Source organism: Paenibacillus sp. FJAT-27812 (genome assembly GCF_001273905.1).
In the GTDB taxonomy this organism is placed as follows: Bacteria; Bacillota; Bacilli; order Paenibacillales; family Paenibacillaceae; genus Pristimantibacillus.
In genome coordinates this window covers 1,133,556-1,158,630 of sequence record NZ_LIGH01000001.1, presented here as the reverse complement: position 1 = coordinate 1,158,630, position 25,075 = coordinate 1,133,556, and the positions used below count along the sequence as shown (strand labels likewise).

Here is a 25,075-nt window from a genome sequence, read left to right as displayed (position 1 = left end):
TCCAGTTGCGGGAGTCCAGAGGGTGCAACCCTTGGGGCCCTCCCTTGGAAGGGAGGGTTTGGGTGGGTTCGAAAAGGTTTTGAAGGTTTGGTAGTAGCCTTTTAAGGTTGGTAGTAGCCTTTGAAGGTTTGGTAGAATCCCCGTTGAAATTTCACTGAAAGGAGGGAAAAAATATGGGTTTTGCGACTGAATTTAACTCCGTGTGCAAATTTAAGTCCGAACAAGAGCTGTATGAATTGTTGGAGTATGGTCGGGGCAAAATGATGAAGAGCGGCTTTCGCGTATTTCCGACGGGCCAGAAGGTTATTGCCTATACACCAGCCAATGAGGCGATAGCGATTGTCCGCATTTTAGCTTCTATCGCGGAAATTAATTTCCAAGGCGAAGAAGTGACACAAGTGGAGATGGAGCTCGTGAGAAAGCTGACTGACGAAGAAGCAAAGGTTCAAACGGCGCTTGCCTTTGAAATGTTTTTTGGCGAGAGGGCTTAAACAATGATCGTTAGATTAGGTTTTGTCGCCATGAGCTTGCAGGTAGAGAATGCATCACCGTCCAGAACGATGACGTTCGCTAACTTCTCGAAGCTGGACGACCGCGAGGCGGGCATCCGAAAGTTGGAGCGTATTGCGGAGGAGAACCTGCGAAGCACGCTGCGCATTTTGAAGCATTGCAAAGCTAGCGGCATTCAAATGTATCGATTTTCGTCCAAGCTGATCCCGCTTGCTACGCATGAGAATTTGTTGGAATGGAATCCATTTGCGGCTCTAGCGCCTTCTTTTCAAGAAGTCGGCGAATACGCCCAGAAAAATGGTATTCGAGTGTCCTTTCATCCGGATCACTTTTGCGTGTTCAGCACGCCAAGGCCCGAGGTGCTCGCAAAGTCGGAACTGGACTTGCTCCATCATACTCTAATGTTAGAGGCGATGGGGCTGGACGAAGCGACCAAATGCAACATACATATCGGTGGAGCATATGGCGACAAGGCTGTAGCTGGGGAGCGGTTCATCCGTCAATTCAGCGCCTTGTCGCCTCGTTTTAAACACCGGATCACGCTTGAGAACGACGACAAAACGTTTAACGCAAGGGAGACGCTTGAGGCAGCTGAGCAAGTCGAGGTTCCGATGGTACTCGATATTCACCATCATGCCGTGAATCATGGCGATGTCAGTGAGGACGAGCTTTACAACGGCATATGGCCGAGAATAGAGCGAACCTGGCAGAAGGAACGAGAAAGGCTGGGCTTTACAAGCGCTAGTCAGCTTCCATGCAAAATTCATGCTTCCAGTCCCAAAAGCGTATCCGATCCCCGTGGTCATGCGGATTTTGTGGAGGCAGAGCCATTAGTTCATTTTCTAAGGCAGGCGGCTCGCAGCACCGAATATTTGGACTGCATGCTTGAGGCTAAGAGCAAGGACGAGGCTTTATTCAAGCTCATGGACGATTTTAAGCAAATGGAACAAAGCGGAGCAGGTGTCAAAGTGTTAGATGGCGGACGAATAGAGATTGACGCTCACCACTAATGATTGAATGTAAGCACCGTCAAGGCCAAACCTTGGCGGTGTTATTATATGTTTGCAGTCTCTCCCGCAGCAGTAACTCGAATATGGCTGAAAAAGGTGATCGCATCATGGAATGGATACTTCTAGTACTGCTCGGCGTCGTGGCGGCGATGTTCGGCAGCATTGTTGGACTTGGCGGCGGCATTATTATCGTTCCCGTGCTCATGCTGATCGGACCTGTGCTGACGGGCGAAGCAATTGGGCACGCAACGGCTGTCGGCATTTCATTAACGGTGTTAGTCGTTACGGCACTTGCTTCAACACTGAGTTATGCCAAGCGGAAAATTGTTGATTTTCGCAGCGGCTGGTTATTTTTTATAACGAGCGGTCCCGCTGCCATGCTTGGCTCGGCAATGACAGGATTGCTCCCTGCCGGCGTGTTCCAGCTTGTATTCGGCGTTTTTATGCTGCTGATGGCATCGCTTTTGATCGCTCGAGACCATATGAAACCGTTTTCTAAACAATGGTCGACCGTTCGAACGATGACCGATGCCTCCGGTGAGGTGCATACGTACAGCTATAGCATCGCTCCAGCGCTTTCCATTGGCTTTGGCGTAGGCTTGATCTCGGGTTTATTCGGAATTGGAGGCGGCTCGCTGTTCGTACCGCTTATGGTGCTGCTGTTCCGTTTTCCGCCGCATTTGGCTACGGCTACGTCGATGTTTGTCATTTTTTTATCATCTATTCTTGGAAGCGGCATGCATATCTATTTGGGAGAGACGGATTGGATGCTTGTGCTGGCTTTAGTGCCGGGAGCTTGGATCGGGGGCAAGCTAGGCGCTGCCATTGCTGTGAAAATGAGCGGCAAAGGTTTGTTGTGGCTGCTCCGAGTAACGCTGCTTCTGCTGGCCGCACAATTAATTATTGAAGGTGTTAGATCATTTTAATACTGTGAAAATAGTCTTATGCGAAACTTGAGATACGCTTCATGCGTAATAGAAGATAACGTGGGTACAACAGTTCGTAAATTTACATAGAGGGAAGAGTGATGGACCGTGAGTGACCAGAACAATGCTTCCGTTGTAGGCGGGAAAAGCTTTACTGCTGTCGCAATCAACTGCGCGTCGAAAGCAGGAGAATGGATTAAAATGAAGCTTGGCAATCATGCAAGCCTTGATATAAAGTACTCTTCACATGACCTTGTTACGGAAGTAGATAAAGGCTCGGAGCGCTTGATTAAAAATTTGATTTTGACTCATTTTCCCCGCCATTCCTTTCTTGGTGAGGAGGGTGTAGAGCCTGGGCCAGAGGCTTCTACGCGTGCGCTTGAAAATATTCGGGATGCTGAATACTTGTGGATTGTTGATCCAATTGACGGAACAACCAACTTCGTACACGGCTTTCCTTATTTCTGCGTATCGATTGCGCTTGCTCATAACGGCGAAGTTATCGTCGGTGTCGTCTACGATCCGATGAAGGATGAAATGTTTGTCGCAGAGAAAGGCAAGGGAGCCTATGTTCATGGCAAAAGGATGCAGGTGTCCAGCGATAACACGCTGCGTGACAGCCTTATTGCAACCGGATTCCCGGCCGATCACCATTATGCGCTACCGCTGAACTTGAAGGGCATACAGGCGATAGCTCCGCAGGTTCGCAATCTTCGTATTGCCGGCTCTGCCGCACTGCATATGGCATATGTCGCGTCAGGTCGCCTGAGCGGATTTTGGGAGATTGGGCTTAACAGCTGGGATTTGGCGGCAGGCTCCCTGCTTGTGCAGGAGTCGGGCGGCGTCGTAAGCAGCACGACTGGCGAGCCTTACGACTTGGGCGTTCGCAACGTCGTAGCGTCGAATGGACATATTCAAGAGGAGCTAATCGCAGCGTTAGCCGAAGCGGAAGCAAATAAGTAATGATGGAAGGACAACGTACTGCTTGCTGGCGGATACGCTGTCCTTCTTTGTCTCTAGTTATAGCTCATGCCTGATTGAGAGGGAGGAACATACGATGATGACTGCTAGAAAACGAATAGCCGCGCTAATGATGACAATGCTATGCGTGGGCATGCTGGCTGCATGCGAGTCTACTAAAACTTCCGAATCACCTCCATCGACAAATACGCCGGCAGCCGAAGCAACCGATAAGCCGCTAGAAACGGAAACGAGCGAACCTACAGAGACGGACGACACAGCCGCAGCGTACGAGGTGCTGGCGCAGGACCTTCGTGTGCCGTGGGTGATCACGTTCGATGATGATACCGTTTATATTAGCGAGCGGGAAGGGAATGTTGTCAAAGTTGACGGCAATAAAATGACCCGTCAAGCGGTGCGCTTGAAAAAAGGCGTACATGGCCTTGGCGAGGGCGGCTTTCTTGGCTTCCTGCTGGCGCAGGATTTTGCAAAGTCCAAAATGGCATATGCCTATCATACCTATGAGGAAAAAGGCCGTATTTTGAACAGAGTCGTTCTCCTTAAGCAAAATGGCGAGCAATGGGATGAGGTGCGCGCGCTTCTTGAAGGGATTCCGGGAGCAGCGAACCATGATGGCGGCCGGATGGCTTTTGGACCGGATAAGCTCCTTTATGTAACGACAGGAGATGCCCAGCAAAGGGAGTTAGCGCAGGATCGAAGCAGCCTAGCCGGTAAAATTTTGCGAATGACGCTTGATGGCAAGGTACCGGAGGATAATCCTTTTCCTGGGTCATATGTGTATTCGTATGGGCACCGCAATCCGCAAGGGCTCGTATGGAATGATAAAAATGTGATGTTTAATACGGAGCATGGTCCATCGGGTGATCCCGGCGGGCATGATGAGATTAACGTGATTGATGCGGGCGGCAATTACGGCTGGCCGACCATTTATGGCGATGAAGAGCACGAAGGATTGATAACGCCTCTTTACCATTCAGGGGAAACGGCAATCGCACCATCAGGAGCGACGATGGATAAGAGCAACCGCATTTTGATTGCGACCTTGATGGGAGGCGCGCTTTACCGGTTCGACCCGGCTACAAAGGAAATGGCTGTCGTATTCGAGGGCGAAGGCAGGCTTCGTGATGTGAAAATGAAGGATGGACGCATCTACGTCATTACGAACAATACCGATGGCCGCGGCATTCCGGCAAAGACGGATGATCGTCTGCTGCTGCTTAAGCCAATTGAATAGCAAAGCGAACATGACGCAGCGCATGAAGCGCAAAACGGGGCTGTTTCGAAAGGTCTGGAAAGACCTTTAGGGACGGTTCTTTTTTTTACCTAAAATGATGTCGCTTCTCCGGCAATTGCGCCGCCAAAGGAAAATAGAGCTAGAAATTAGCTCTATTTCACTCAAACAAGCTGAAATTCTAGAAATAAGTCCAGCAATTAGCCTTATTTCTTCACATTCTGCTGAAAATGAGCCTCCGGGGCGCCGCCAAAGGAAAATAGAGCTAGAAACTAGCTCTATTTCACTCAAGCAAGCTGAAATTCTAGAAATAAGTCTAGAAATTAGCCTTATCTCTTCGCATTCTCCCTGCCAAACGAGCGGCTAGCCGTCATCCAGACTTTCGGTTCCAAGTTAGTAATCATTTCGAGGAAATTTACTGATTTTGAGATAATCCGTTTTGTATGGGTTTATTTCAGTTTAGCGAAAGCATAATTAATGGCTTCAATGGTTTCATCAATGTCGGCTTCTATATGCGCGGTTGTGAAGAACCAAGCTTCGTATTTGGATGGCGCTAGATTAATGCCTTTCTCCAGCATGAGCTTGAAAAATCTGCCGAATAGCTCGCCGTCCGTATCCTGCGCCTCATCGTAGTTGGTAACGGGATGATCGCAGAAATGGGCGGAAAATGAACCGCGAATTTGATTGATCGTGAGCGGAATGTCATGTTGCTTAGCGGCAGCGTGCAGCCCTGCTGCGAGCTTAGTCGCGAGCGCGTTCATTCTGTCGTAGACGCCTTGCTCCTGCAGCAGCTCCAAGCAGGCGATGCCCGCGGAGATGGAGGCAGGATTGCCGGCCATCGTGCCTGCTTGATAAGCAGGGCCAAGCGGAGCGACCTGCTCCATTATTTCGCGGCGTCCGCCGTAAGCGCCGATCGGAAGGCCGCCGCCGATGATTTTGCCAAGCGCCGTTAAGTCTGGCTCAATCGCTTTATGGTCCGGGAAAGCGACATACGTCTGCGCAGCGCCGTAATGGAAGCGGAATGCGCTGATGACTTCATCATAGATGACAAGTGCGCCGGCATCGCGCGTGAGCTTGCAGAGCCCTTCCAGGAAGCCCTCGTGCGGCATTACCATGCCGAAGTTGCCGACAATCGGCTCGACCATGACGGCGGCCGTCTCGTGTCCCCAGCGATCCAATGCTTCCTTAAGCGCAGGCAGATCGTTAAACGGAACGGTAATGACCTCGCTTGCAATGCTAGCAGGCACGCCAGCGCTATCGGGAATGCCAAGCGTCGATGGGCCGGAGCCTGCCGCGACGAGCACGAGGTCGGAGTGGCCGTGATAGCAGCCTGCGAACTTGATGATTTTGCTTTTCTTGGTATAGGCGCGTGCGACACGAATGGTCGTCATCACTGCCTCAGTGCCTGAGTTGACGAATCGAACTTTGTCGAGTGAAGGGATAGCTTCCTTCAGCATGCGCGCGAGCGTAATTTCAAGCTCGGTAGGCGTGCCGTACAAGGTACCGTTTTGCGCGGCACGAACGATAGCTTCCGTAATATGTGGATGAGCATGCCCGGTTATAATGGGGCCGTATGCCGCCAAATAATCGATGTAACGGTTATCGTCGACATCCCAGAAATATGCGCCTTCGCCGCGTTTCATAAACACCGGGGCACCGCCGCCTACCGCTTTGTAGGAACGGGAGGGACTGTTGACGCCGCCGACGATATGCTGCAATGCTTCCTCGTATAGCTTTTCTGAATTGGGTCGTTGTAAGGTCATGGAAAGTAGCCTCCAAATTGAAGTAGTTGTGAATAATGGTTGTAGAAAAAGAAGCAAAATACACGCAACTCAAGCTCGCCGTTGCGTGTATCTATAGGTTACTGCTTCGAGTTGGTATTGGAGCTGCTTGCCGTACCGTCGCTTGGTGTAGCGGATTCGGTAGGCGTGGGCACCGTATCATCCTGCTCAAGCGTCATTTGTACGTAGGAGCGAAGCTCATCCTCGTCACTGATTCCAATGACGGAGGCGCCGCCAACACGGTCCTCAGCGATAAGTTCCATCGGCGGGATTTGCGTCGTGCTGGCTACATGGCTTTTGACGCCAAGCTGGCCTAGCTTCAGCATATCAGGCACGGTGATGTTCATTTTCACATAAGGCTGAACGCTATCCAGAATTTTTTTCATGCGGATAATGTTCCAAGACGATTGAAGTTCCTTTGCCACTGCTTGCAAGAATTCTCTCTGGCGTCCGGTCCGCGTGAAGTCGCTCATCGCATCGTGGCGGAAGCGGACGTACTGAAGCGCTTTATCGCCATCGAGCAGCTGGTAGCCTTTTTTGAGATCGATATCGTAACGGTTGCCGTCCGCGTTGTCCGTGTAATGCATATCTTTCTCGACATCGAAGTAAATGCCGCCAATCGTATCGATCAGCTTCTTAAAGCCTTCAAAGTCGGTATATACATAGTATTGAATGTCGAGACCAAGCAGATCGCCGACTGTTTTCATCGCTAGCGGGTATTCCCCTAGAGTAAGCGCTGTATTGATCCGGCCTTTGCCATGTCCTTCGATATTGACGTAAGTATCCCGCAGCACAGAGAACAGATGCGCTTTCTTGGTAACAGGATCGAACGAAGCGACCAATATGGAGTCTGAACGAGCCGGCTGGCCCTCATCAACCCCACGAGCATCACCGCCAAGCAGCAAAATATTAACGCGTTCCTTGCCCTCCCATTCGGGGATCGGAACAGGCGTAGCTTCAACGCCGTCGACAGGCGCCTTCGTTGCCTCCGGATCACTGAAGTTATCCAGCGCATTATATATGCCTACACTCCAGTAAATGACAAATGCTGCCGCCGCGCCTAGAATTACGGAGAGGCTGATGTACAACCATTTCCACTTTCTTTTCTTATTCGTCTCTTTAGGCATTTCGTTAGACGTGCTCCCTTCAGATGCTGCTGGATCTTTTTGTCCCAAGAGGGTACATTTCAAATGTAAGCATGAACAAAGATGGCATAGCGAATGGTCCGCATCCAGGAAGAAGGCTAGCGGAGCAGGTTGCGCCGGAAATATAAGTGCGTATATTTCATCGGCAAACGGAAGCTGAACTGCCTCCGGCAGACTCAACCGTTTACGCTAGGCGTGAACTACTGTATGATTACATATCATAAAATTATAAAGCTGAACGACATGCAGAAGCAAGTTTTATCGTTTTAGGTAAGAAAAGATCGCTATTTCCTAGGAAATGTCGAAGCGAAAGGGGCTATAACAACCAGATGTTAGCAATCGATGTAAAGGATTTACGCAAGCAATTCAGTGTGCAAAAGAACCGCGAAGGCCTATCCGGCGCCCTCAAGGACTTGTTTAAACGCGAGTACAATGAGGTAACGGCGGTTAAAGATATTTCCTTTCAAATTCCGCAAGGCGAAATATGCGGCTATATAGGAGAGAATGGAGCAGGCAAGTCAACCACGATCAAAATGCTGACGGGCATTTTGGTGCCAACGTCAGGAGAACTCAAGGTAAACGGCTATGTGCCGTTCAAGGATCGCGAGAAATTCGTAAACGGCATTGGCGTCGTATTCGGGCAGCGCTCGCAATTATGGTGGGATATCGGCGTTATTGAATCCTTTCAGCTTCTGCGCAAAGTATACCGGGTTTCAGAGGCGGATTTCCGCAAAAGGCTGAACGAGCTTGTAGAGCGGCTCCAGCTTGGCGATCTGCTCAACCGTCCCGTTCGCAAGCTGAGCCTCGGACAGCGGATGCGCTGCGAGCTTGTCGCTTCGCTGCTGCACAATCCGTCGATACTGTTTCTAGATGAGCCGACCATCGGCCTCGATATCGTCGTGAAAACAGAAATCCGAGACTTCCTTCTTCAAATGAACAAGGAGCAGGGAACGACTATTTTGCTGACGACACATGATTTGCAGGATATTGAAGCGCTATGCTCACGCGTCATTATGCTTGATGACGGCCGTATCATTTATGATGGCGGGCTTGATGATTTGAAAAACCGCTGGAGCAAGGGCCGCGAAATCCAGTTCCAGTTTGCGGGGCATACGCCGCTTTCAGTCCTGCAGCATTTGACGGCTGCGCATGACGTAACATGGACGATGGAGAGCGACGTGAGCGCGAAAATGTGGCTGCCGCATACCGTTAACGTATCCGATGCGCTGTCATGCGTTGTTGGCGGCGTTGAGATTCGCGACATCAAAATCATTGAAACCAATACGGACGATATCGTCCGCAGCATATACTCCTCAGGCTCCGCTTCAACCACGAAGGAGACAGCCCAGTCATGATGAGCGCTTATATCGATTTTATTCGTATTCGGTTTATTATGATGCTGGCTTACCGCGTTAATTATTATAGCGGCATTATCATTTATGCCATTAACATAGGCGCTTATTACTTTCTGTGGCAGGCGATTTACGGCGATCAGGAGACGCTTGCCGGCTTTACCGTGACCCAAATGACAACATACGTTGCGGTATCATGGATGGCTCGCGCCTTTTATTTCAACAACCTTGACCGCGAGATTGCAAATGAGATTCGGGACGGCAGCGTCGCGGTTCAGCTGATCAGGCCTTATTCCTATTTGCTCGTCAAAATGATGCAAGGCTTCGGCGAGGGGTTATTCCGAATGCTGCTGTTCATGGTGCCGGGGATGATTATCGTTTGTCTCATTTTTCCGGTTACGCTGCCTACAGATCCAATGACATGGCTTATTTACTTAGTCATGCTGTTCTTTAGCTTTCTTATCAATTCACAAATTAATATTTTGACCGGCTTGTTTGCGTTTTTCGTTGAAAATAACGAAGGCATGATGCGGATGAAGCGGGTTATGGTCGATTTGTTTTCCGGCGTGGTCGTGCCGATTGCCTTCTTCCCAGGGTGGCTCTCCGCAATCATGCAGTGGCTGCCGTTCCAGGCTATCACCTATTTGCCTAGCTCCGTGTTTACAGGACGGACGCCGAGCAGCGAAGTGCTGCCTGTATTCGGCATTCAAGTGTTATGGTTTGCAGGCTTGCTGGTGCCAATCTGGCTGACGTGGCGCGCTGCTCGCAAGCGGCTGTTCGTGCAAGGGGGTTAATAGACATGAGATACGCTTCATTGTTCTGGGAGTACATTAAAAACTACGCAAAAACAAGGCTGACCTACCGTGCCGATTTCTGGGTTGAGGTGCTGTCGGATTTATTGTTCCAAGGGATGAACCTCATCTTCATATTGATTGTGTTCCAGCATACGCCGTCGCTTGGCGGCTGGTCGGAGGCCGAAGTTGTGTTCGTCTATGGATTCTTCATGATTCCTTACGGCGTGTTCAGCACCTTCTTCAGCATTTGGAATTTCAGCGAGCGCTACATTGTCAAAGGCGAGATGGACCGCGTCCTTACAAGGCCGGCTCACAGCTTATATCAGGTTCTGCTCGAAAATGTAGATCCGCCGTCACTGATTGGCTCCTTCGTCGGGGCGATCATTATGGCTCTATGCTGGGCGCAGCTCGATCTGCCGTTCCAACTGCTCGATTTATTGATGCTTATGCTGCTCGTACTGGGCGCGGTTCTTATTTACGCGGGACTATATACGGCGCTCAGCGCTATATCCTTTTATTCTGACGCGCCGACCGGCATCGTGCCGCTTATGTACAACATTCAAAACTACGGCCGTTATCCGGTTAATATTTATAACAAAATGATTCGGTTCGTGCTGACATGGCTGCTGCCGTTTGCTTTCGTTGGCGTTATTCCAGCGTCTTATTTCCTTGAGAAAAAGGCGGATGACCTGTCACGGCTCGCGCTTATGACGCCAGTTATGGGCATTATCGTATTTTCTTTGGGGCTCTGGCTGTGGAACCACGGGGTAAAGCGTTATCGCGGAGCGGGCTCCTAAACGGAGCTTTCCGATTGATTTCATACGATTCGTTAATGAGACAGCGATGGAGGATTTTAGATGACACAGCTTCAAATAGGAGATACGGCACCGGATTTTGTATTGCCGGCTTCAAATGGTGAGGATGTATCGCTTAGCGATTACCGTGGTCAAAATGTGGTCCTCTACTTTTATCCGAAGGATATGACGACAGCTTGCATCCAGGAATCCTGCGACTTTCGTGACGCTAACGCGGAGATGCTGAAGCATAATACCGTTATTTTGGGCATCAGCCTCGATACGGTAAAATCGCATCAGCGTTTTATCGAGAAGAAGGAGCTGCCTTTCCTGCTGCTTGCGGATACGGAGCACGCGGTGTGCGAGCTTTACGGCGTGTGGCAGTTAAAGAAGCTTTACGGCAGAGAGTACATGGGACTTGTAAGATCGACGTTCCTGATAGATGCAGATGGCAAGCTGGTTCAGGAATGGCGCAAGGTAAGGGTCAAGGGCCATGCCGAGCAGGTATTTGAAGCGGTGCAGCAGCTCCGGCAAGCGGCACGCTAATAGATGGAAGCTTAAATACAGGGCGGTGCAGATGATAAAATCTGCATCGCCCTGTTTCTGTTTTTAGCTCAGTGTATCTTACAAATTTGTCACTTATATTGTCACTCTAATCGATGGCTGATAGTCGGTCATTTCTATAGGATAGGTATTAGATAAACGATTCAAAAAGGAGGCAACAACGAATGAGTGATTGGATACGAACCATAACGACTGTCGCTGCCGTCATTATTGTCGTTATTTTTACAGGGAAAGATTCCTTTAAAATATAAGGCAGACCAAACTAAAATATAAAGGAGACGGAAAATGAAAAAAATAGTATCGATTGTGCTGGTCGTTGTCATTGTTATCGCGGGGTTTGGCGGGAAAAAACTTATGGATAAGATTTTTCCTCAAGCAAATGGGATGATCGTATACGGTGAGAAGCAGCAGGTCAAAGATGTTTTGGACAAGCAAGCGAAGCAGTTAAAAGCAAGCGATGTATACACGATCAAAATCTCTGAAGCCGGTGGGCAAAAAGTGATGTATGTATCGCAAGCGACGATTGATGGCTTGATCCAGAAAAAGCTGCTTATGAAAGTGAAAGAAGATGGTACGACGGAGGCTGTTGTTTCCTTGCCGCCCGTTTCAAAAGGAGAGGGCTTATTGTTCGCCAAAAAAGAGTCTGACAAGATCAATGGAAACAATGGCGCGCTTGCAGTCAAATATGAGGGAAATCTTATCATTGGAGATGGCCGGGCTTACGCAGATGAGTTTGTTGTGCTGGAGAACGCACACTGGTCCTCGCTGCAAGAGACGGAGAAAACGATGGCGGTTTTGAAATTCAACAAAAACCCTGAAAAATTAATGGGCACATTCGAGGTGGAGACGCAGCAGTTGGTCAACATAAAATAATGGTTACAGCTTGGCGTCCCGTAAGTAGATTTTTTGCTTGCTGGGCGCCTTTTTGCTGTGTTTTACGGCGTTTAGTAGAGTAAAAAAATGGGGTAAGGAAACAATAGGGAAAGCTCGCTTAGAGGCGTGCAGAAATAATCGAATGATATAATGACATTAAATGGATATTTTTGACATTGACAGTATGCTGACTCATTTATACAATATGGTCTTGCTTGTCCGATAGGGGGTTATTCAACTGATCAGGCTCAGTAACATAAAAAAATCGTACCGAGTAGGAGCTGCTTCGGTAGAAGCGGTTCGGGACGTTAGTTTGACAGTCAAAAAAGGTGAAATATTTGGGATCATCGGCCATTCCGGGGCGGGAAAAAGCACGCTTCTGCGCTGTGTCAACCTGCTCGAGAAACCTACGTCGGGCTCTGTGAACGTAGGTGACGTGGAATTGACTGGCTTATCCGAGCGGCAGCTGCAAACGCAGCGGCGTCGTATCGGAATGATTTTCCAACATTTCAACCTGCTGTCGATGTCCACGGTTAGAGATAATATTGCTTTTCCGCTTGTGCTGGCTAAGCTTTCGAAGGCCGAAGTGAACAAGCGTGTAGACGAGCTGCTTAAGCTCGTTCAGCTTGAGGGGCATGCGGATAAATTTCCTGCGCAGCTGTCTGGCGGCCAGAAACAGCGCGTCGGCATTGCAAGGGCACTGGCGAACAATCCGGATGTACTGCTTTGTGATGAAGCGACTTCGGCGCTAGACCCGCAAACGACCAATTCGATCTTGTCCTTATTGCTCGACATTAATGAGAAGCTTGGCATAACGATCTTGCTTATTACTCACGAGATGAACGTTATTCGTTCGATTTGCGATCGCGTGGCTGTCATTGACGGAGGTGAAATCGTTGAAATGGGCGATGTGCTGCATGTCTTTCTAAGGCCGGAGCATCCCGTTACTCGCGATTTTGTTGATCAAGTGGCTGACAGCGGGGCGAACGGCCAGCTGCTGCGCGGGCGCTCGGGGCGTCTTCTGCGCATGACGTATATCGGCGATTTGACCTATGAGCCGATTTTGTACAATGCAGTGAAGCCTACTTCGGTGCAGTTTGCGATTTTGCAGGGTACCGTGTCACGAATGAAGCAAACGCCATATGGCCAGCTTATCGTGGAGCTGATCGGCAGCAATGAGGAAATTGAACATGTTATTGCCGTGCTGCGCAAGGATGGGCTGGAGGTGGAGGCGATATGATGAGCTTCGAAAACGTTCGGTGGCCGGAAATATGGGATGCGTCCAAAGATACGCTTTATATGTTGACAGCATCGCTCGTATTTACGATTATTTTGGGACTAATCATCGGCATCATCCTATTTTTAACCTCTCGCAGGCAGCTGCTGCAGCAGCCTCTTGTATATGGCGTATTATCCTTTATCGTCAATGTGCTGCGGTCCGTACCGTTCGTCATTCTCATGATTTTGATTATGCCGCTTACCAAGCTGATTACAGGGACGACGCTTGGCGTTGAGGGCTCGATTCCACCGCTCGTCGTAGCGGCGACGCCCTTCTTTGCGAGGCTGGTGGAAACGTCGCTGCGCGAGGTGGATCGTGGAGTCATCGAGGCTGCCCAGGCGATGGGCGCGTCAAAATGGGATATCGTGCGCCGCGTGCTGCTCCGTGAATCCAGCCCCAGCTTGCTGGCTGCGGTGACGATAACGGCGGTTACGCTCGTCTCCTACACGGCGATGTCGGGCGTTATCGGCGGCGGCGGACTTGGCGATCTCGCGCTGCGTTACGGCTATCAGCGGTTCCAAACCGATGTTATGCTCGTTACCGTTGCCCTGCTGATCGTGCTCGTTCAAGTGCTGCAAACGATCGGCGATGCGCTGGTGCGTCGTTATAGCAGAAAATAGGGTAAGTATTTTTTGAAAAATAGTCAGCTTAGACTGATCTAACAACATGGAGGAATGAAGATGAAAAAGACAAGTTATATGATCATTACCCTGATGCTAATGTTCGCATTAACAGCATGCGGGCAAGACAAAAACGCCGAGGGCAATACAAGCGGCACTAATGGAGCGGGGACAGGTAAACCGTCCGAGGTTACATTGAAGGTTGGAGCATCCCCTGTACCGCATGCGGAGCTGCTTGAGTTTGTAAAACCGATGCTGAAAGAGCAAGGCATAAACCTTGAAGTTATGGAATTTAACGACTATGTTCAACCGAACACACAGCTTTTTGAGAAAAATATCGATGCTAACTTCTTTCAGCACACGCCTTATCTAGAGCAATTCAACAAGGACAAAGGTTATGACCTTGTTAACGTTGCCGGCGTTCACATCGAGCCTTTTGGCGCTTACTCGAAAAAAATCAAAAAAATCGAAGAATTAAAGGATGGCGCGAAGGTTGTCATTCCTAACGATCCATCGAATGGCGGACGTGCGCTTGCGCTTATGGCAGAGCACGGGCTGTTGAAGCTTAAAGATGGCGTAGGCGTTAACGGTACGGTGTCCGACATTACTGAAAATCCGAAAAAGCTTGCGATCACGGAAGTGGAAGCAGCGACGCTGCCGCGCGTGCTTGGCGAGGTAGATCTTGCGCTAATCAACACGAACTATGCGCTTGAAGCCGATCTTGTTCCAACAAAGGATGCGCTGTTTATCGAAGGCAATGATTCACCGTACGTGAACATCCTAGTTGCGCGTCCGGACAACAAAGATTCCGATGCGATCCAAAAGCTGGCAGCAGCGCTTCGTTCGCCAGAAGTAAAGAAATTCATCGAGGAAAAATATAAAGGCGCGATTGTAGCAGCATTTTAAGCGCCATTAGCACGAGGAGCGCCCCTGCCAAGCTGGCAGGGGCGCTTTTTTGTTAAATGCGAGGATTAGAGGATTAGGCAGGGATCAGAAGACAAACGAGCAGCAAGCAACCCCAACCCCAACACACAAAACCATCAATTAGCCAACAAACGTCAGTGAAACAGCGATCATCCATCCAACGGCTACCTGCCAGTAACATATCCACCCATCACGAATCCATCAATTCCAACGCCAAACCGCAGCTTACTTAACCATCTGTCAGCTTAACTTGCTACAGAATTAGCTCTGGCTGAGAGATTAACGGGAAAAGCTCCCGCTAATTCTAGAAATTTCAGGCTTAAATCAAGTTTAGATGGATTTTCTCCCGTTAATTTTCTGTTTTTTAGCCAATTGGGGTGAAGATTATCCATTTAGCGGGAGATTTTCCGGTTAAGTGGTTTTATTCGCTGCTGCAACGGACAATTAGATGGAGCTTTTCCTGTTAACTCGGTTCAACGGTTATGGTTTGAGGAAATTTGCTCCTGTGAGGAGTCGGATGCGGCTATGGATATGCGAGAATGTGCAAATGTGTGAATTTAAGACGAATTACCGTTGATATATTTTTCAGTCTCCCCGAGCCGGCAGGCCGTTTAATTCCATCGCAACTTTTACCTTAGAATGCGCGTTATTAAGAGATGTAAAATCCATTTAATTGAAGAAGAGGAGATGTTTGATGATGAAAAGGGGGATAACCGCCTTTATTCTGGCATTATTGCTCATCCTTCCGACTACAGCGGGTGCTGCGGCGCAGGCTAAATATCAGTTCAGCTGGGATGACGGCCGCACGGGGAGCATTTCGGGGACAGCTCTTGTGAAAAACGGGGTCACATTCGTTCCGATGACTGGCGTAATCAATCAGTCGCGGCTGGAGCTGAGCTGGGACTCTACCGGCAAACGGGCACAATTCAATGGCTGGAGGAAATCTTTTGCCGTACGGATTGGCAATCTTACTGGCATGGTGGATGGAAAAATGATTAAGCTGGATGGTGCTCCATTCCTTTATAATAAAGAGCTTTATCTGCCAGCCCGTTTTGTCGTAAATGCCCTTAACGGCAAAAACATAACTTGGGACGCCGGCAGCAAGACATTCAAAGCCGACCATCTGCAAACATTCAAAAAATACGAATTTGTCATTGAAGGATTAAAATATGCGATAGAGGGCAAAAGCGGCGATATCTATGTGACAGACAGCAAGGGTACGCAGCGTTTGCTTACAAAGCTTGGAGCACCTATTTGGGAGTATTTGAACATTGGCTTCCAAAAAACGCAGGGCGGCTTGCTGGTGGTAAACTTAGCGGACAACTACGGAGAACCTCATCTGAACAATCAACAATTTACGCTTGTAATAAAAGAGGGGAAAGTCATTCAGCAATCCAGCGTCCATTATTGGAATCGGCTTGAGCTGAATGCAACTAAGTTTAACGAACGGCTCATTTTGATCGATGGGAAAACGCTGCGGCTGATCGAGGACGGCACCGGGAAGGTCGTTGAAACGATCGACTTAGTGAAGCTGGGCGGAGAAGATGACAATTACTTTGTGGAGTATTTTGATAACGACGTATTCCTCCTTCGTGCCAACAAGAGCGGGATCTTGAAGCTAGTGGACAGGGATACAGGGAAAATCAGCGTTCTATACAAGGAGCTGCTTGATGCGAAGCACCAGGAATATGTGGAAACAAACGATATGCCCTATTTGGGAGATTTCTTGAAAATCATCAAAAGAGACGGTGATACGCTCGTTTTCAAAAATGAGTTTCCATATGATAAGGATAATAATACTTACCGTTTTGCCATTTCTGAATAAGGATCCAAACTCCCACACCGTCTAGGACACGCGGGTTTTGGAATCCATAAATTTTATCAATGAACCAAAGGGGATTGTTATGGACTATCACAAGCTAAGCAAGGAGCTATCCTACGTGCTGCGCCATGCGCCATGGAGTGCCGGCTTGGAGCTGGATGAAGAGGGCTGGGTGCGGACAGATCATTTAATAGAGGCGCTGCGAGAGCGCAAGGAATGGGTACAGCTTCAGGAAGGTGATTTGCAGGCGATCATTGATGCCATTCCGAAGAAAAGGCATGAGCTTGCCGCAGGCAAAATAAGAGCCATATACGGTCACTCGGTGCCTGACCAAATTGCGAGGGAGCCAAAAAAGCCGCCTTCCGTTCTTTATCATGGAACTTCGCCGGGCTTGCTCACGCTCATCATGGAGCAAGGCTTAAAGCCGATGGCAAGGCAAAATGTCCATCTCTCTATCGAGGCGGCTACGGCATGGAATGTGGGCAGACGCAAGGACAAAAAGCCGGTGCTGCTTCGCATTGACGCAGAGCGGGCTTGGCGAGATGGCGTTGCCTTTTATGAGGGAGATGAGGTTGTGTGGTTGGCTGACTTTATCCCTGCAGCTTATGTTTTGATCGAAGAAGAAAAGTAGCGCCGGTTGGGACCGGGAATAGATGTAACAGATAAAGCTAATGACGGCTGGAAGCAGCTGTTGTTGGCTTTTTTGTATAAGAAAGCTATTGGTTTAGTCATTTACTAGAGAGGCTGCTCATATAATCTATCAGAATGAACGAGAGTTCCTATTCATAGGTAGAGAAGGGTGGCAGATGGAATGCGGCGTGTGTTGCAGGCGACGATTTGTGTAATGGTCGTATGGTTTGGCTTGTTTGAGCTTGGAGGTTTTTTGGCGTACAAAGGCGAGGCTGCGAGAGAACAGGATATTGTACAAGCAAGCGCGGCTGGTTCATCCGCTGTTTTTTATGAGGCAAAGCCGCTGCTTGCTAAGCAGACATCCTATGAAAATAAAGTCATTCAAGAGAGCGGCAAAGCTGACCCTGCTGCAGCAGCGCCTAATCCTGATAGCAAAGGCAAAGGGGCAGCTCCAATAGATCCCAATCAAAAGATTTTGTATCTGACGTTTGATGACGGCCCGAGTAAAAACACGGTGCAAGTTCTTGATATTTTGAAAAAGGAAGGGATTACGGCGACGTTTTTTGTGCTGGGCGAGCATGTGCTTCAGCAGCCGAAAATCGCGAAGCGAATCATCGAAGAAGGCCATTCAATAGGCAATCATTCGTTTAATCATAAATACGAGAAGCTGTACGGAAGCTTTGCTGAGTTTGCCGATCAGGTCATGAAAACGGACGAAGCCATCTACCGCACGACCGGCGTAAGAACGACGCTGTTCCGGGCGCCGGGCGGGACGTACACCAATTTTGACCAGAGCTACTTTGACGCGATGGCCGCAGCTGGCTATCAGGTGCATGACTGGAATGTGGACAGCGGAGATTCAAAAAGGGTAGGCGTGCCTGCCTCGGAGATTTTATCCGCGATTAAAAGCTCAAAGCTGGCTAACACGCTGAATGTGCTGCTCCATGACAGCGCGGGGCATGCAGAGTCGGTAAAGGCGCTGCCCGAGATTATAAAATATTACAAGAGCAAAGGTTACTCTTTTGCGAAAATAACGGATCAAATCGAGCCCATTCAATTCAGGGTGGCCAAGCAATTGAAATGGAGCAGGGCTCTGGCGACGCAGCCGGAGAAAGCGAAGCTGGTTCAGTTTTCGGAGAAGCTGGATCAAAGCAGCAAGCTTGCGCAAGCAGAAAAAAATGCGCCGAGCCTTATTTTGCACCGCGGTCAAGAAAGCTTGACGCTTGGTGCGAAGGACTACATTCTGCGAGACGGCTCCATTGAAGTATCCCTGCTTAAGCTCACGAAATGGATATACGGCAGCGTTGAATTCGATATGGACCACGGCGCAATTGAAGGCTACATAGATGGCAATCGGGTATTGGCGCTGCCGAGCCCGGCTAACCAATCAACTGCCCGACAAGCGGACGAAATTGTTGTCCCGGTGCGATCGACGCTGCAAAAATTCGGAATGGAGATTACAAAATATATTTATAACGATCGGCAGCGTGAAATTTGGATGACAGAACAAACATAGCACCTCTAGCAGGTCTAAAGAGAGAGAAAGCTGGGGAAACTGAAAAATAGATAGATTTATTTTTCAGGAGGCGATTTATACGATGATTTCTCCACAGTTCTCAGATGAAGCGAAAGAGGATCGTTATAGCCATTGGCCCGAAGCGCCGCAGGTGCTGCTGCATCGATTGCTAGTGAAGGTAGAGAGCGTGCTGCTAGGCAAGCAGCAGGTCATTCGAAATACGTTAACCGCGCTGCTGGCAGGCGGTCATGTACTGTTAGAGGACGTACCAGGAGTTGGCAAAACATTGCTTGCGCAGGCATTTGCGAGAGCGGTAGGCGGCGATTTTAAAAGAATTCAGTTTACGTCCGACATGCTGCCGGCTGACATCGTTGGCGGTGTCGTACTGGATGCGCGGACAAGCGAGCTTGTCTATCGCCCTGGCCCGATTATGGGCAATGTGGTGCTTGCCGATGAGATTAACCGGACGTCGCCGCGCACGCAGTCCGCGCTGCTCGAGGCGATGGAGGAAAGACGTGTTACGGTCGAAGGGAAAACGCGCAAGCTGCCTGTTCCTTTCATGCTGATCGCAACCCAAAACCCGCTTAGCTTCGAGGGAACCAATACGCTGCCGGAGGCGCAGCTGGATCGGTTTATGATGCGCTTGACGATTGGTTATCCTGGCTCCGCTGAAGAGAAACGGATGCTGGAGCAGTATGCAGACGGCAACCGGATCGAGCCGGAGCGGCTCCGCCCTGTTATTGCAACGGAGGAATGGCTGCAAATGCAGGCGGAGGCGCGTCAGACGCATATGCATCCGGCATTGCTTGAATATATGGTACAGGTGGCAGACGCTACGCGCCGCGCGCCAGAGGTTGTGCTGGGGCTGAGCCCACGCGCGCTTCGTGACTGGCTGCGGGCATCGCAGGCTAATGCCTATATGGAAGGACGCGGCTACGCGGTTCCTGATGATTTGCTGGCGACGGCTGATGCCGTGCTGCCGCATCGATTGTCGCTTCGTTTTAATGCCCATGCCAATGGCAGCGATGCTGCTGCTGTCATCAGCCGCACGATTCGCGATTGTCCGATGCCAGCTGCCGCAGGAAGCGGGAAACGAAGATGAATGCGAATTTTCAGGATGGAAGACTAATGGAAGGGTTGCAGGATACAGAGGTGACCGAGGGCTTATATTCACAGTCACAAGAGCATATCAACGCTGAGCAGGCCGGCGGCGGGCAGAAGGCAGCATCGGAACAAGTGAAAAAGGCTGAGCGAGCAAGTCTGGAGCATGAGGAGCTTGCGGGCACGTACCGGACTAGATGGATCGCATGGGCGATCATCGGAGCGGGCTGGGCAGGAAGCCTAGCAGCCGTTGTGCTGCGGGGCGGCGCGGTGGAATGGTTTATGGCATCCGTGCTGAGCATGATTATCGTCATTAGCGGAATCGCGCCAATGATGGGTGCTGCCGGACTCCGTGCCACTCGGGTAATGCCGCGTGAAGAAATGCGGGATGGCGGACAGCTGACGATTCATTTGACGATCAGGCGGTCCTATCTCGTTCCCTTCGTCTGGTTAGCGGTACGAGAGCAAACGATCAATGAAAGCTCGGCTTCAAATCGTGAAATCAGCGTTCGCTCGGTATTTACCCCTGTGCTGCGCAAGGAAACGACTTTCTTGTACACGCTGCACAATTTGCGGCGCGGGAGGCATCCTTTCGAGCATGTAACGGTTACGGTTGGCGATTGGCTGGGATTAACGGCTATCCATAGAAGAATTGAAGCGAAAGCAGAGTTTGTGATTTTGCCGGGTTTGCCTATTGAACAAAACACGTATAAACCGGAACGCGCCGGCGGTGCTGCAGTTCAGGCAGTGCCCTCATTGCTTGCAGGCAGAGCGGTGGACTCTCGCGGAGAAGCAGGGCGAGAGGAAATCGAAGCGGCTGTAAGAGCAGCAGGGATCGGTCCGGATAGCCGACCATACCGCGAAGGAGATTCCTTGCGTCATTTGGACTGGCGCAGCGCCGCCAAAGGGCGCGGCCTTCAGACTAAAATCCACCCGCTGGAGCAGCCTGTCAAAACGATTATCGCTGTCGACACGCTTGCCTCTGCATATGACCGTGATGATCGCCTGTTTGATGCTTGCGTGGGATGGGCGGCGCTTGCCGTTTCAAAAGCAGCCTCGTTTGGCAGTGCCATTTCATTGCTACTTGGACAAGGTCAGGCGGCAATACATACCTCACCAGATGGGAATACCCAGGATGGCTTGTCTGGCATGCTGCATGCGATGGCTTTGCTGCGTGCGGACGGAAGAGGCTCACTCGCTGGAAGTCTTGCAAGCGGGGCCAATTCGCTTAATCGCGGAGGCACGATACTCGTGTTCACCGCCGACTGGAGAGGCGGTCGGAGCTGGGGCGAGCTTGCCGGATATGCTGCGGAGCAAGGCTGCAGGCTGGAGTTGTTTGTCGTTACGCGTGCCAGCGTGCCTACCTTCGCAATGCGTGAGCAGCAGAGGTGGCTGGAAAGCGGCGGCGTCAAGGTGACGTGGCTGCATGTTCCCGCGAGCATGGACGCACTTCCTTATGCCGAGGAAGGAGGGGCTGCTCATGAGCTTGCATAAAAGCTTCGTTGCGGGACGTTCGGATAAAGGATTGCAGGATGGCGGCAAGCTGACGCGCCGCGAGGCGGAAGAAGAGTCGTTTGGTTATCGGTTGATCACGAGCCTGCTCCTGTTCGGCTTGCTTGCGGAATGGCTGCTGCCATGGATGAATGCCGGACTATGGTCGAATATTTATAACCCGGGACCGCTTCTTCTAATCATCGGCTTCGTAATGCTGGCGGGTTTGTTTCGCCTGCCGTTTGCCGCTACGCTTCCGATGAATGTGATATTGTGCGTGCTAAGTCTTATGTGGCTGTATAAGGGTGCCGATCAGAGCGGACTGCAATGGCTGCTTAGCTTTCCGGCGATGATGAAGGAGCATGTCATGCTCCTTATGGAAAGCGGATTATGGGCGATGTCGGGAGAGCTTCGGACGCTGCTGCTCTTTATTGGCTGGGCTATGCTGGCTCCGGCTTTACAGGCGCTTTTGTGGATGCGCCAGACGGCGCTTGGCATTGCGTTCATTACGCTAGTTTATTTGATTTTGCTGCATATATGGCTTGGCATTGATGTAATGGGCGGATTGATGCGGACCGTAACAGAAGGGCTGCTGCTTGGTGCGGTAGTCTCCGTTCCGCGTGTTCAACGTATCATTGATTCAGGTGTTGGGAAGCTAAAAGCGCTTGATATGCGCTGGCTGACGGGCTCGGCCTTTGTCGTGCTGACGATACTTGGCTGCGGCTTGTTGTTCGCCAGCGGCCGCGAAGCTGCGATGCCGCCCGTGAACTGGACGACCACCTTCAACGATCGAATCGAGCAAGCTGTACATTCGCTCAGTCAGCAAAACGGCTCGATCACTACGATGGGGCAGACCGGCTTCGACCAGCTCGGCGGCGCATTTACGGGTTATGGATTTGACGATAGCGAGCTGGGAGCGCCCGTGCGGAAGGACGACAGCGTTATATTTGTGGGAAGCTCGGCCGTCAAAGCTTATTGGCGGGGAGAATCAAAGATTTTATATGACGGACGCGGCTGGCAAAATACTGAAAGCAGCTCTGTTCTAATGCCTATACGAGGCACGGACGTTGCGGCTTCGACCCAGGCGGCGATGGAAGCGGGAAGCAAGCAGCTTGGCCCGGTTATCCAGCAGTCGGTCGTGTGGACTAAGCCGACAGCGGGGATGCCGATCTTTTCGTCCGGCTTGTTCGGCCGCGTGACGGAGCTTGTTGCTGCCGATCCGCGCCGCAAGCTGGGAAGCTATGTATACAATGCCGAGAAAAGCGCCTTATATCCGCAGTCGGATACGGCAAAGGTGGAGCGTTACACGGTGGAGAGCGTGCTGTCGATTACCGACGGGGAGCAGCTGCGCGCATTAAGCCGTACAGAAGGCGGAATGGCCTTAAGTGAAGGAGATAAGCATACTGGTGCTGCTAGCCTAACGGAAGCGGAGCTTGAGCCTTATTTGCAGCTTCCCTCGTCGCTTCCAAGCCGAGTAACGGCATTGGCTGCGGAAGTAGCGGGCGGCGGTGTTACGAGCCGTTACGATCAGGTAAAGGCGATTGAGGATTTTTTGAAAGCGAGCTACACCTATACGCTTGAGAGCAGTACAACGCCGCCTGCGGGCAGCGATTTCGTTGATCACTTTCTGTTTGAGCAGCGCGAAGGCTACTGCGTCCATTTCTCGACGGCAATGGTCGTGCTGCTTCGCTCGCAGGGCATTCCTGCTAGGTGGGTGAAGGGCTTTACTTCAGGAACCCCCGTCAGCGGAAACGGAGAGACATTGAGGAAGTTAGATGGGGATGAACAGAGCTCGGGCAGCGCTGCGTCAAGCGCGGGAGGATCTAGTCATGAGAGCGAAAGCATGGATGGCTCCAAGCTGGTGAATTACGAGGTTAAAGGCTCTGATGCGCATGCATGGGTCGAAGTGTATTTCCCAGGCGCAGGCTGGGTGCCTTTTGACCCGACGCCGGGGTTCAGCGGCGTCGTTAATGTCGCGTCAGCCGGTTCTGCTGGCGGCGCGCTCGCTGCTCCCGCAATGGGAGCAGCAATGGCGAGCGGCGCCGGCAGCGAGCCCCTAGGGCTTAGCGAGGCGAGCTTTGCCGGCCTCGCTGCTTGGGCTGAGGCGGCGGCGGAGCAAGCCGCCTCTGCGGTGGCGCGAGGGGCAGACGCCCTCGCGCAGGCGGCGCGGGGCGCCGCCAAGGGCGCAGCGGCGGCATCGCCCGCCGCTGTAGCTGCCGCAGGCGCGGCCGCGCTAGCGCTCGCGGCCGCGGCCATTGCTGCGGCGCAGCACCAGCGGCTTCGCGTTTCGCTGGCGCTGCGCCGTTACGGCGCGGCTCACGCCGGCATCGCGAAGCTCGCCGGCGCAGCCGCGCCTGATCCGTCACAAGTGTATGTGACGGATATAACGCCATCGCGCCGCCGCAAGGGTGCGCGCGGACGCGGTGAAAGTGCCGCGCAGCGAGTCACGGACGAGCGGCTGCGCGAGAGCTTTATCGGCGTCGCCAATGCGCTGGCGCCGCTGCTTCATCGCCGCTTCGGCGAGCACGCGCGGGGCCAGACCGCGCGTGAATACGCGATCGCCGCAGAACCGGCGCTCGCGGCTGAGCAGCAGGACGCGCTCCGCCAGCTTACGAGCTGGATCGAGGAAGCGCAGTTCGCTGCCCCCGGCCCGTGGCCGGGAGCGCCGATGCCTGCTGCTCTGCGAACCGTATTGCGCGTGCTGGACAAGCAGCCCGCTCAACGAACGAAGCGTTCTTCCGCAAAGCAGAAGAAAGAGCGGAAGAAGTCAGCCATCGATGTCAAAGCGCATAAATAACCATGCGCCGAAATAACAGATCGAGAACGATTGCAAATTAGCAGGAAAAACTCCCGCTAATTTGCAAAATGAATGGCAGTTGAATCGCATTAAAAGGAATTTCTCCCGTTAATTTTCAGCATTCATGCCATTTTAGGCAAGAGACGATAAATTAACGGGAGGTATTCCAGTTAAACTGAAAAAAGTCACTAAATCCGTAAAATTAGCAGGAGCTTTTCCTGTTAATTGTTAAATCTTATTTCATCCCGGTTTGACCCCTTAATTTTGGAGTTTTAATTGGAATTCAATAGTCGGTTCTTACGCTTGCACTTTATTTCGAGTAAATGCTCCAGAATTCAAAAMCCGGTTACAGTTTRATCACCATCGGCTGTATTTGGTTTTGTCGCCAAGCTTGAAAGAAGCATGTCGGTGATAGCATAAAAATACTACGATGCAAACGTMGGTTGTTATAAAAGTCTAAGTATCGGTCTATCGCTTCGTAGGCATCTGCAAACGTTTCAAACTCATTTTTTTGCAAAAGATCTCGCTCTAACTGGCTATGATAGGATTCAATGTAAGCATTCATATTCGGCGATTTTGGCGGGATCCTCTCGTGATGAATATGGAACTCCTCGCAGGCATCACCAAACACGTTACTGATATACTGTGGGCCGTTATCCGTTCGGATGATAGGTCCTTTTCCATCTTTCTTAGGATCAAGCTTGCGTGTCTTCAGTGCCTCCTTAAGAGCTTGYACGACATGCTTCCCTTCACAGGTTGGACCACKGTATTGTGCCACAATGGATCGGTCAAATACATCAATGTAGCTTAAGATAAAAAAGAATCGATCTAGTCCAGCAATATGACCATATTTAATATCGCATTGCCATAACTGGTTCGGTGCATGAATCTCATGATTAGCTGCGAGCTTTCGTGGATACTTGGGACGGCTGAC

22 protein-coding genes are annotated in these 25,075 nt (G+C 50.9%); 19 read left to right on the top strand and 3 right to left on the bottom strand.

The window, feature by feature from the left end; all coding sequences use genetic code 11:
• Positions 1-173 precede the first annotated feature (173 nt).
• The 5 genes from ADU23_RS04925 (at position 174) to ADU23_RS04905 (ending at position 4,661) form a co-directional block, all read left to right on the top strand.
• The gene (locus tag ADU23_RS04925; RefSeq protein ID WP_053372726.1) at positions 174-491 is read left to right on the top strand and encodes a hypothetical protein; all 318 of its coding nucleotides are present in this window, start codon (positions 174-176) and stop codon (positions 489-491) included.
• A 3-nt stretch (positions 492-494) separates the two neighbouring features.
• A complete protein-coding gene (gene uvsE / locus ADU23_RS04920; protein WP_053372725.1) occupies positions 495-1,520 on the top strand; it encodes a UV DNA damage repair endonuclease UvsE in 1,026 nt (341 codons plus the stop codon).
• A 107-nt stretch (positions 1,521-1,627) separates the two neighbouring features.
• Positions 1,628-2,446: a sulfite exporter TauE/SafE family protein gene (locus tag ADU23_RS04915; RefSeq protein WP_053377469.1), complete on the top strand. Its 819-nt coding sequence runs from the start codon at positions 1,628-1,630 to the stop codon at positions 2,444-2,446.
• Positions 2,447-2,554: 108 nt separating this feature from the next.
• Positions 2,555-3,409 carry an inositol monophosphatase family protein gene (locus ADU23_RS04910; RefSeq protein WP_053372724.1) on the top strand — a complete coding sequence of 285 codons (855 nt, stop codon included), beginning with the start codon at positions 2,555-2,557 and terminating at the stop codon, positions 3,407-3,409.
• A gap of 94 nt (positions 3,410-3,503) precedes the next feature.
• Positions 3,504-4,661, top strand: a complete 1,158-nt coding sequence (locus tag ADU23_RS04905) for a PQQ-dependent sugar dehydrogenase (RefSeq protein ID WP_231637313.1) — start codon at positions 3,504-3,506, stop codon at positions 4,659-4,661.
• Positions 4,662-5,107: 446 nt separating this feature from the next.
• Here the strand turns inward: ADU23_RS04905 and ADU23_RS04900 are convergent, their stop codons facing one another.
• Together ADU23_RS04900 and ADU23_RS04895 are read right to left on the bottom strand one after the other, a co-directional pair.
• Positions 5,108-6,421 carry a glutamate-1-semialdehyde 2,1-aminomutase gene (locus tag ADU23_RS04900; protein WP_053372723.1) on the bottom strand — a complete coding sequence of 438 codons (1,314 nt, stop codon included), beginning with the start codon at positions 6,419-6,421 and terminating at the stop codon, positions 5,108-5,110.
• Positions 6,422-6,519: 98 nt separating this feature from the next.
• On the bottom strand, positions 6,520-7,566 hold the full coding sequence (locus tag ADU23_RS04895; RefSeq protein ID WP_053372722.1) for an LCP family protein: 1,047 nt from the start codon (positions 7,564-7,566) through the stop codon (positions 6,520-6,522).
• 347 nt (positions 7,567-7,913) lie between these two features.
• Here ADU23_RS04895 and ADU23_RS04890 point away from each other — a divergent pair, with 347 nt between their 5' ends.
• The 14 genes from ADU23_RS04890 (at position 7,914) to ADU23_RS04825 (ending at position 24,141) form a co-directional block, all read left to right on the top strand.
• On the top strand, positions 7,914-8,939 hold the full coding sequence (locus ADU23_RS04890; RefSeq protein ID WP_053372721.1) for an ABC transporter ATP-binding protein: 1,026 nt from the start codon (positions 7,914-7,916) through the stop codon (positions 8,937-8,939).
• Positions 8,936-9,730 carry an ABC transporter permease gene (locus ADU23_RS04885; RefSeq protein ID WP_053372720.1) on the top strand — a complete coding sequence of 265 codons (795 nt, stop codon included), beginning with the start codon at positions 8,936-8,938 and terminating at the stop codon, positions 9,728-9,730. Before ADU23_RS04890 ends, ADU23_RS04885 begins: the two co-directional genes overlap by 4 nt.
• A 5-nt stretch (positions 9,731-9,735) precedes the next feature.
• Entirely contained in the window at positions 9,736-10,527 is a 792-nt protein-coding gene (locus ADU23_RS04880; RefSeq protein WP_053372719.1) for an ABC transporter permease, read from the top strand.
• Between the two features lie 60 nt (positions 10,528-10,587).
• Positions 10,588-11,070 (top strand): thioredoxin-dependent thiol peroxidase, encoded by a 483-nt coding sequence (gene bcp, locus ADU23_RS04875; RefSeq protein ID WP_053372718.1) that lies wholly within the window; start codon positions 10,588-10,590, stop codon positions 11,068-11,070.
• A 303-nt stretch (positions 11,071-11,373) separates the two neighbouring features.
• The gene (locus tag ADU23_RS04870) at positions 11,374-11,961 is read left to right on the top strand and encodes a lipoprotein BA_5634 family protein (protein WP_053372717.1); all 588 of its coding nucleotides are present in this window, start codon (positions 11,374-11,376) and stop codon (positions 11,959-11,961) included.
• 238 nt (positions 11,962-12,199) lie between these two features.
• The gene (locus tag ADU23_RS04865; RefSeq protein ID WP_053372716.1) at positions 12,200-13,201 is read left to right on the top strand and encodes a methionine ABC transporter ATP-binding protein; all 1,002 of its coding nucleotides are present in this window, start codon (positions 12,200-12,202) and stop codon (positions 13,199-13,201) included.
• Complete coding sequence (locus tag ADU23_RS04860; protein ID WP_197286038.1) at positions 13,198-13,860, top strand: methionine ABC transporter permease; 663 nt, start codon at positions 13,198-13,200, stop codon at positions 13,858-13,860. Before ADU23_RS04865 ends, ADU23_RS04860 begins: the two co-directional genes overlap by 4 nt.
• Positions 13,861-13,920: 60 nt before the next feature.
• Positions 13,921-14,766 carry a MetQ/NlpA family ABC transporter substrate-binding protein gene (locus tag ADU23_RS04855; protein ID WP_053372714.1) on the top strand — a complete coding sequence of 282 codons (846 nt, stop codon included), beginning with the start codon at positions 13,921-13,923 and terminating at the stop codon, positions 14,764-14,766.
• A 712-nt stretch (positions 14,767-15,478) separates the two neighbouring features.
• On the top strand, positions 15,479-16,609 hold the full coding sequence (locus ADU23_RS04850; RefSeq protein ID WP_053372713.1) for a copper amine oxidase N-terminal domain-containing protein: 1,131 nt from the start codon (positions 15,479-15,481) through the stop codon (positions 16,607-16,609).
• 79 nt (positions 16,610-16,688) lie between these two features.
• Positions 16,689-17,237 carry an RNA 2'-phosphotransferase gene (locus tag ADU23_RS04845; RefSeq protein WP_053372712.1) on the top strand — a complete coding sequence of 183 codons (549 nt, stop codon included), beginning with the start codon at positions 16,689-16,691 and terminating at the stop codon, positions 17,235-17,237.
• A 180-nt stretch (positions 17,238-17,417) separates the two neighbouring features.
• A complete protein-coding gene (locus ADU23_RS04840) occupies positions 17,418-18,752 on the top strand; it encodes a polysaccharide deacetylase family protein (RefSeq protein ID WP_053372711.1) in 1,335 nt (444 codons plus the stop codon).
• Positions 18,753-18,834: 82 nt separating this feature from the next.
• Positions 18,835-19,854 carry an AAA family ATPase gene (locus ADU23_RS04835; protein ID WP_053372710.1) on the top strand — a complete coding sequence of 340 codons (1,020 nt, stop codon included), beginning with the start codon at positions 18,835-18,837 and terminating at the stop codon, positions 19,852-19,854.
• The gene (locus tag ADU23_RS04830; RefSeq protein WP_053372709.1) at positions 19,851-21,347 is read left to right on the top strand and encodes a DUF58 domain-containing protein; all 1,497 of its coding nucleotides are present in this window, start codon (positions 19,851-19,853) and stop codon (positions 21,345-21,347) included. Before ADU23_RS04835 ends, ADU23_RS04830 begins: the two co-directional genes overlap by 4 nt.
• Entirely contained in the window at positions 21,334-24,141 is a 2,808-nt protein-coding gene (locus tag ADU23_RS04825; protein WP_053372708.1) for a transglutaminase-like domain-containing protein, read from the top strand. Before ADU23_RS04830 ends, ADU23_RS04825 begins: the two co-directional genes overlap by 14 nt.
• A gap of 346 nt (positions 24,142-24,487) precedes the next feature.
• Here ADU23_RS04825 and ADU23_RS04820 read toward each other — a convergent pair.
• The coding region (locus ADU23_RS04820; protein ID WP_197286037.1) for a DDE-type integrase/transposase/recombinase at positions 24,488-25,075 on the bottom strand (588 nt) is incomplete at its 5' end.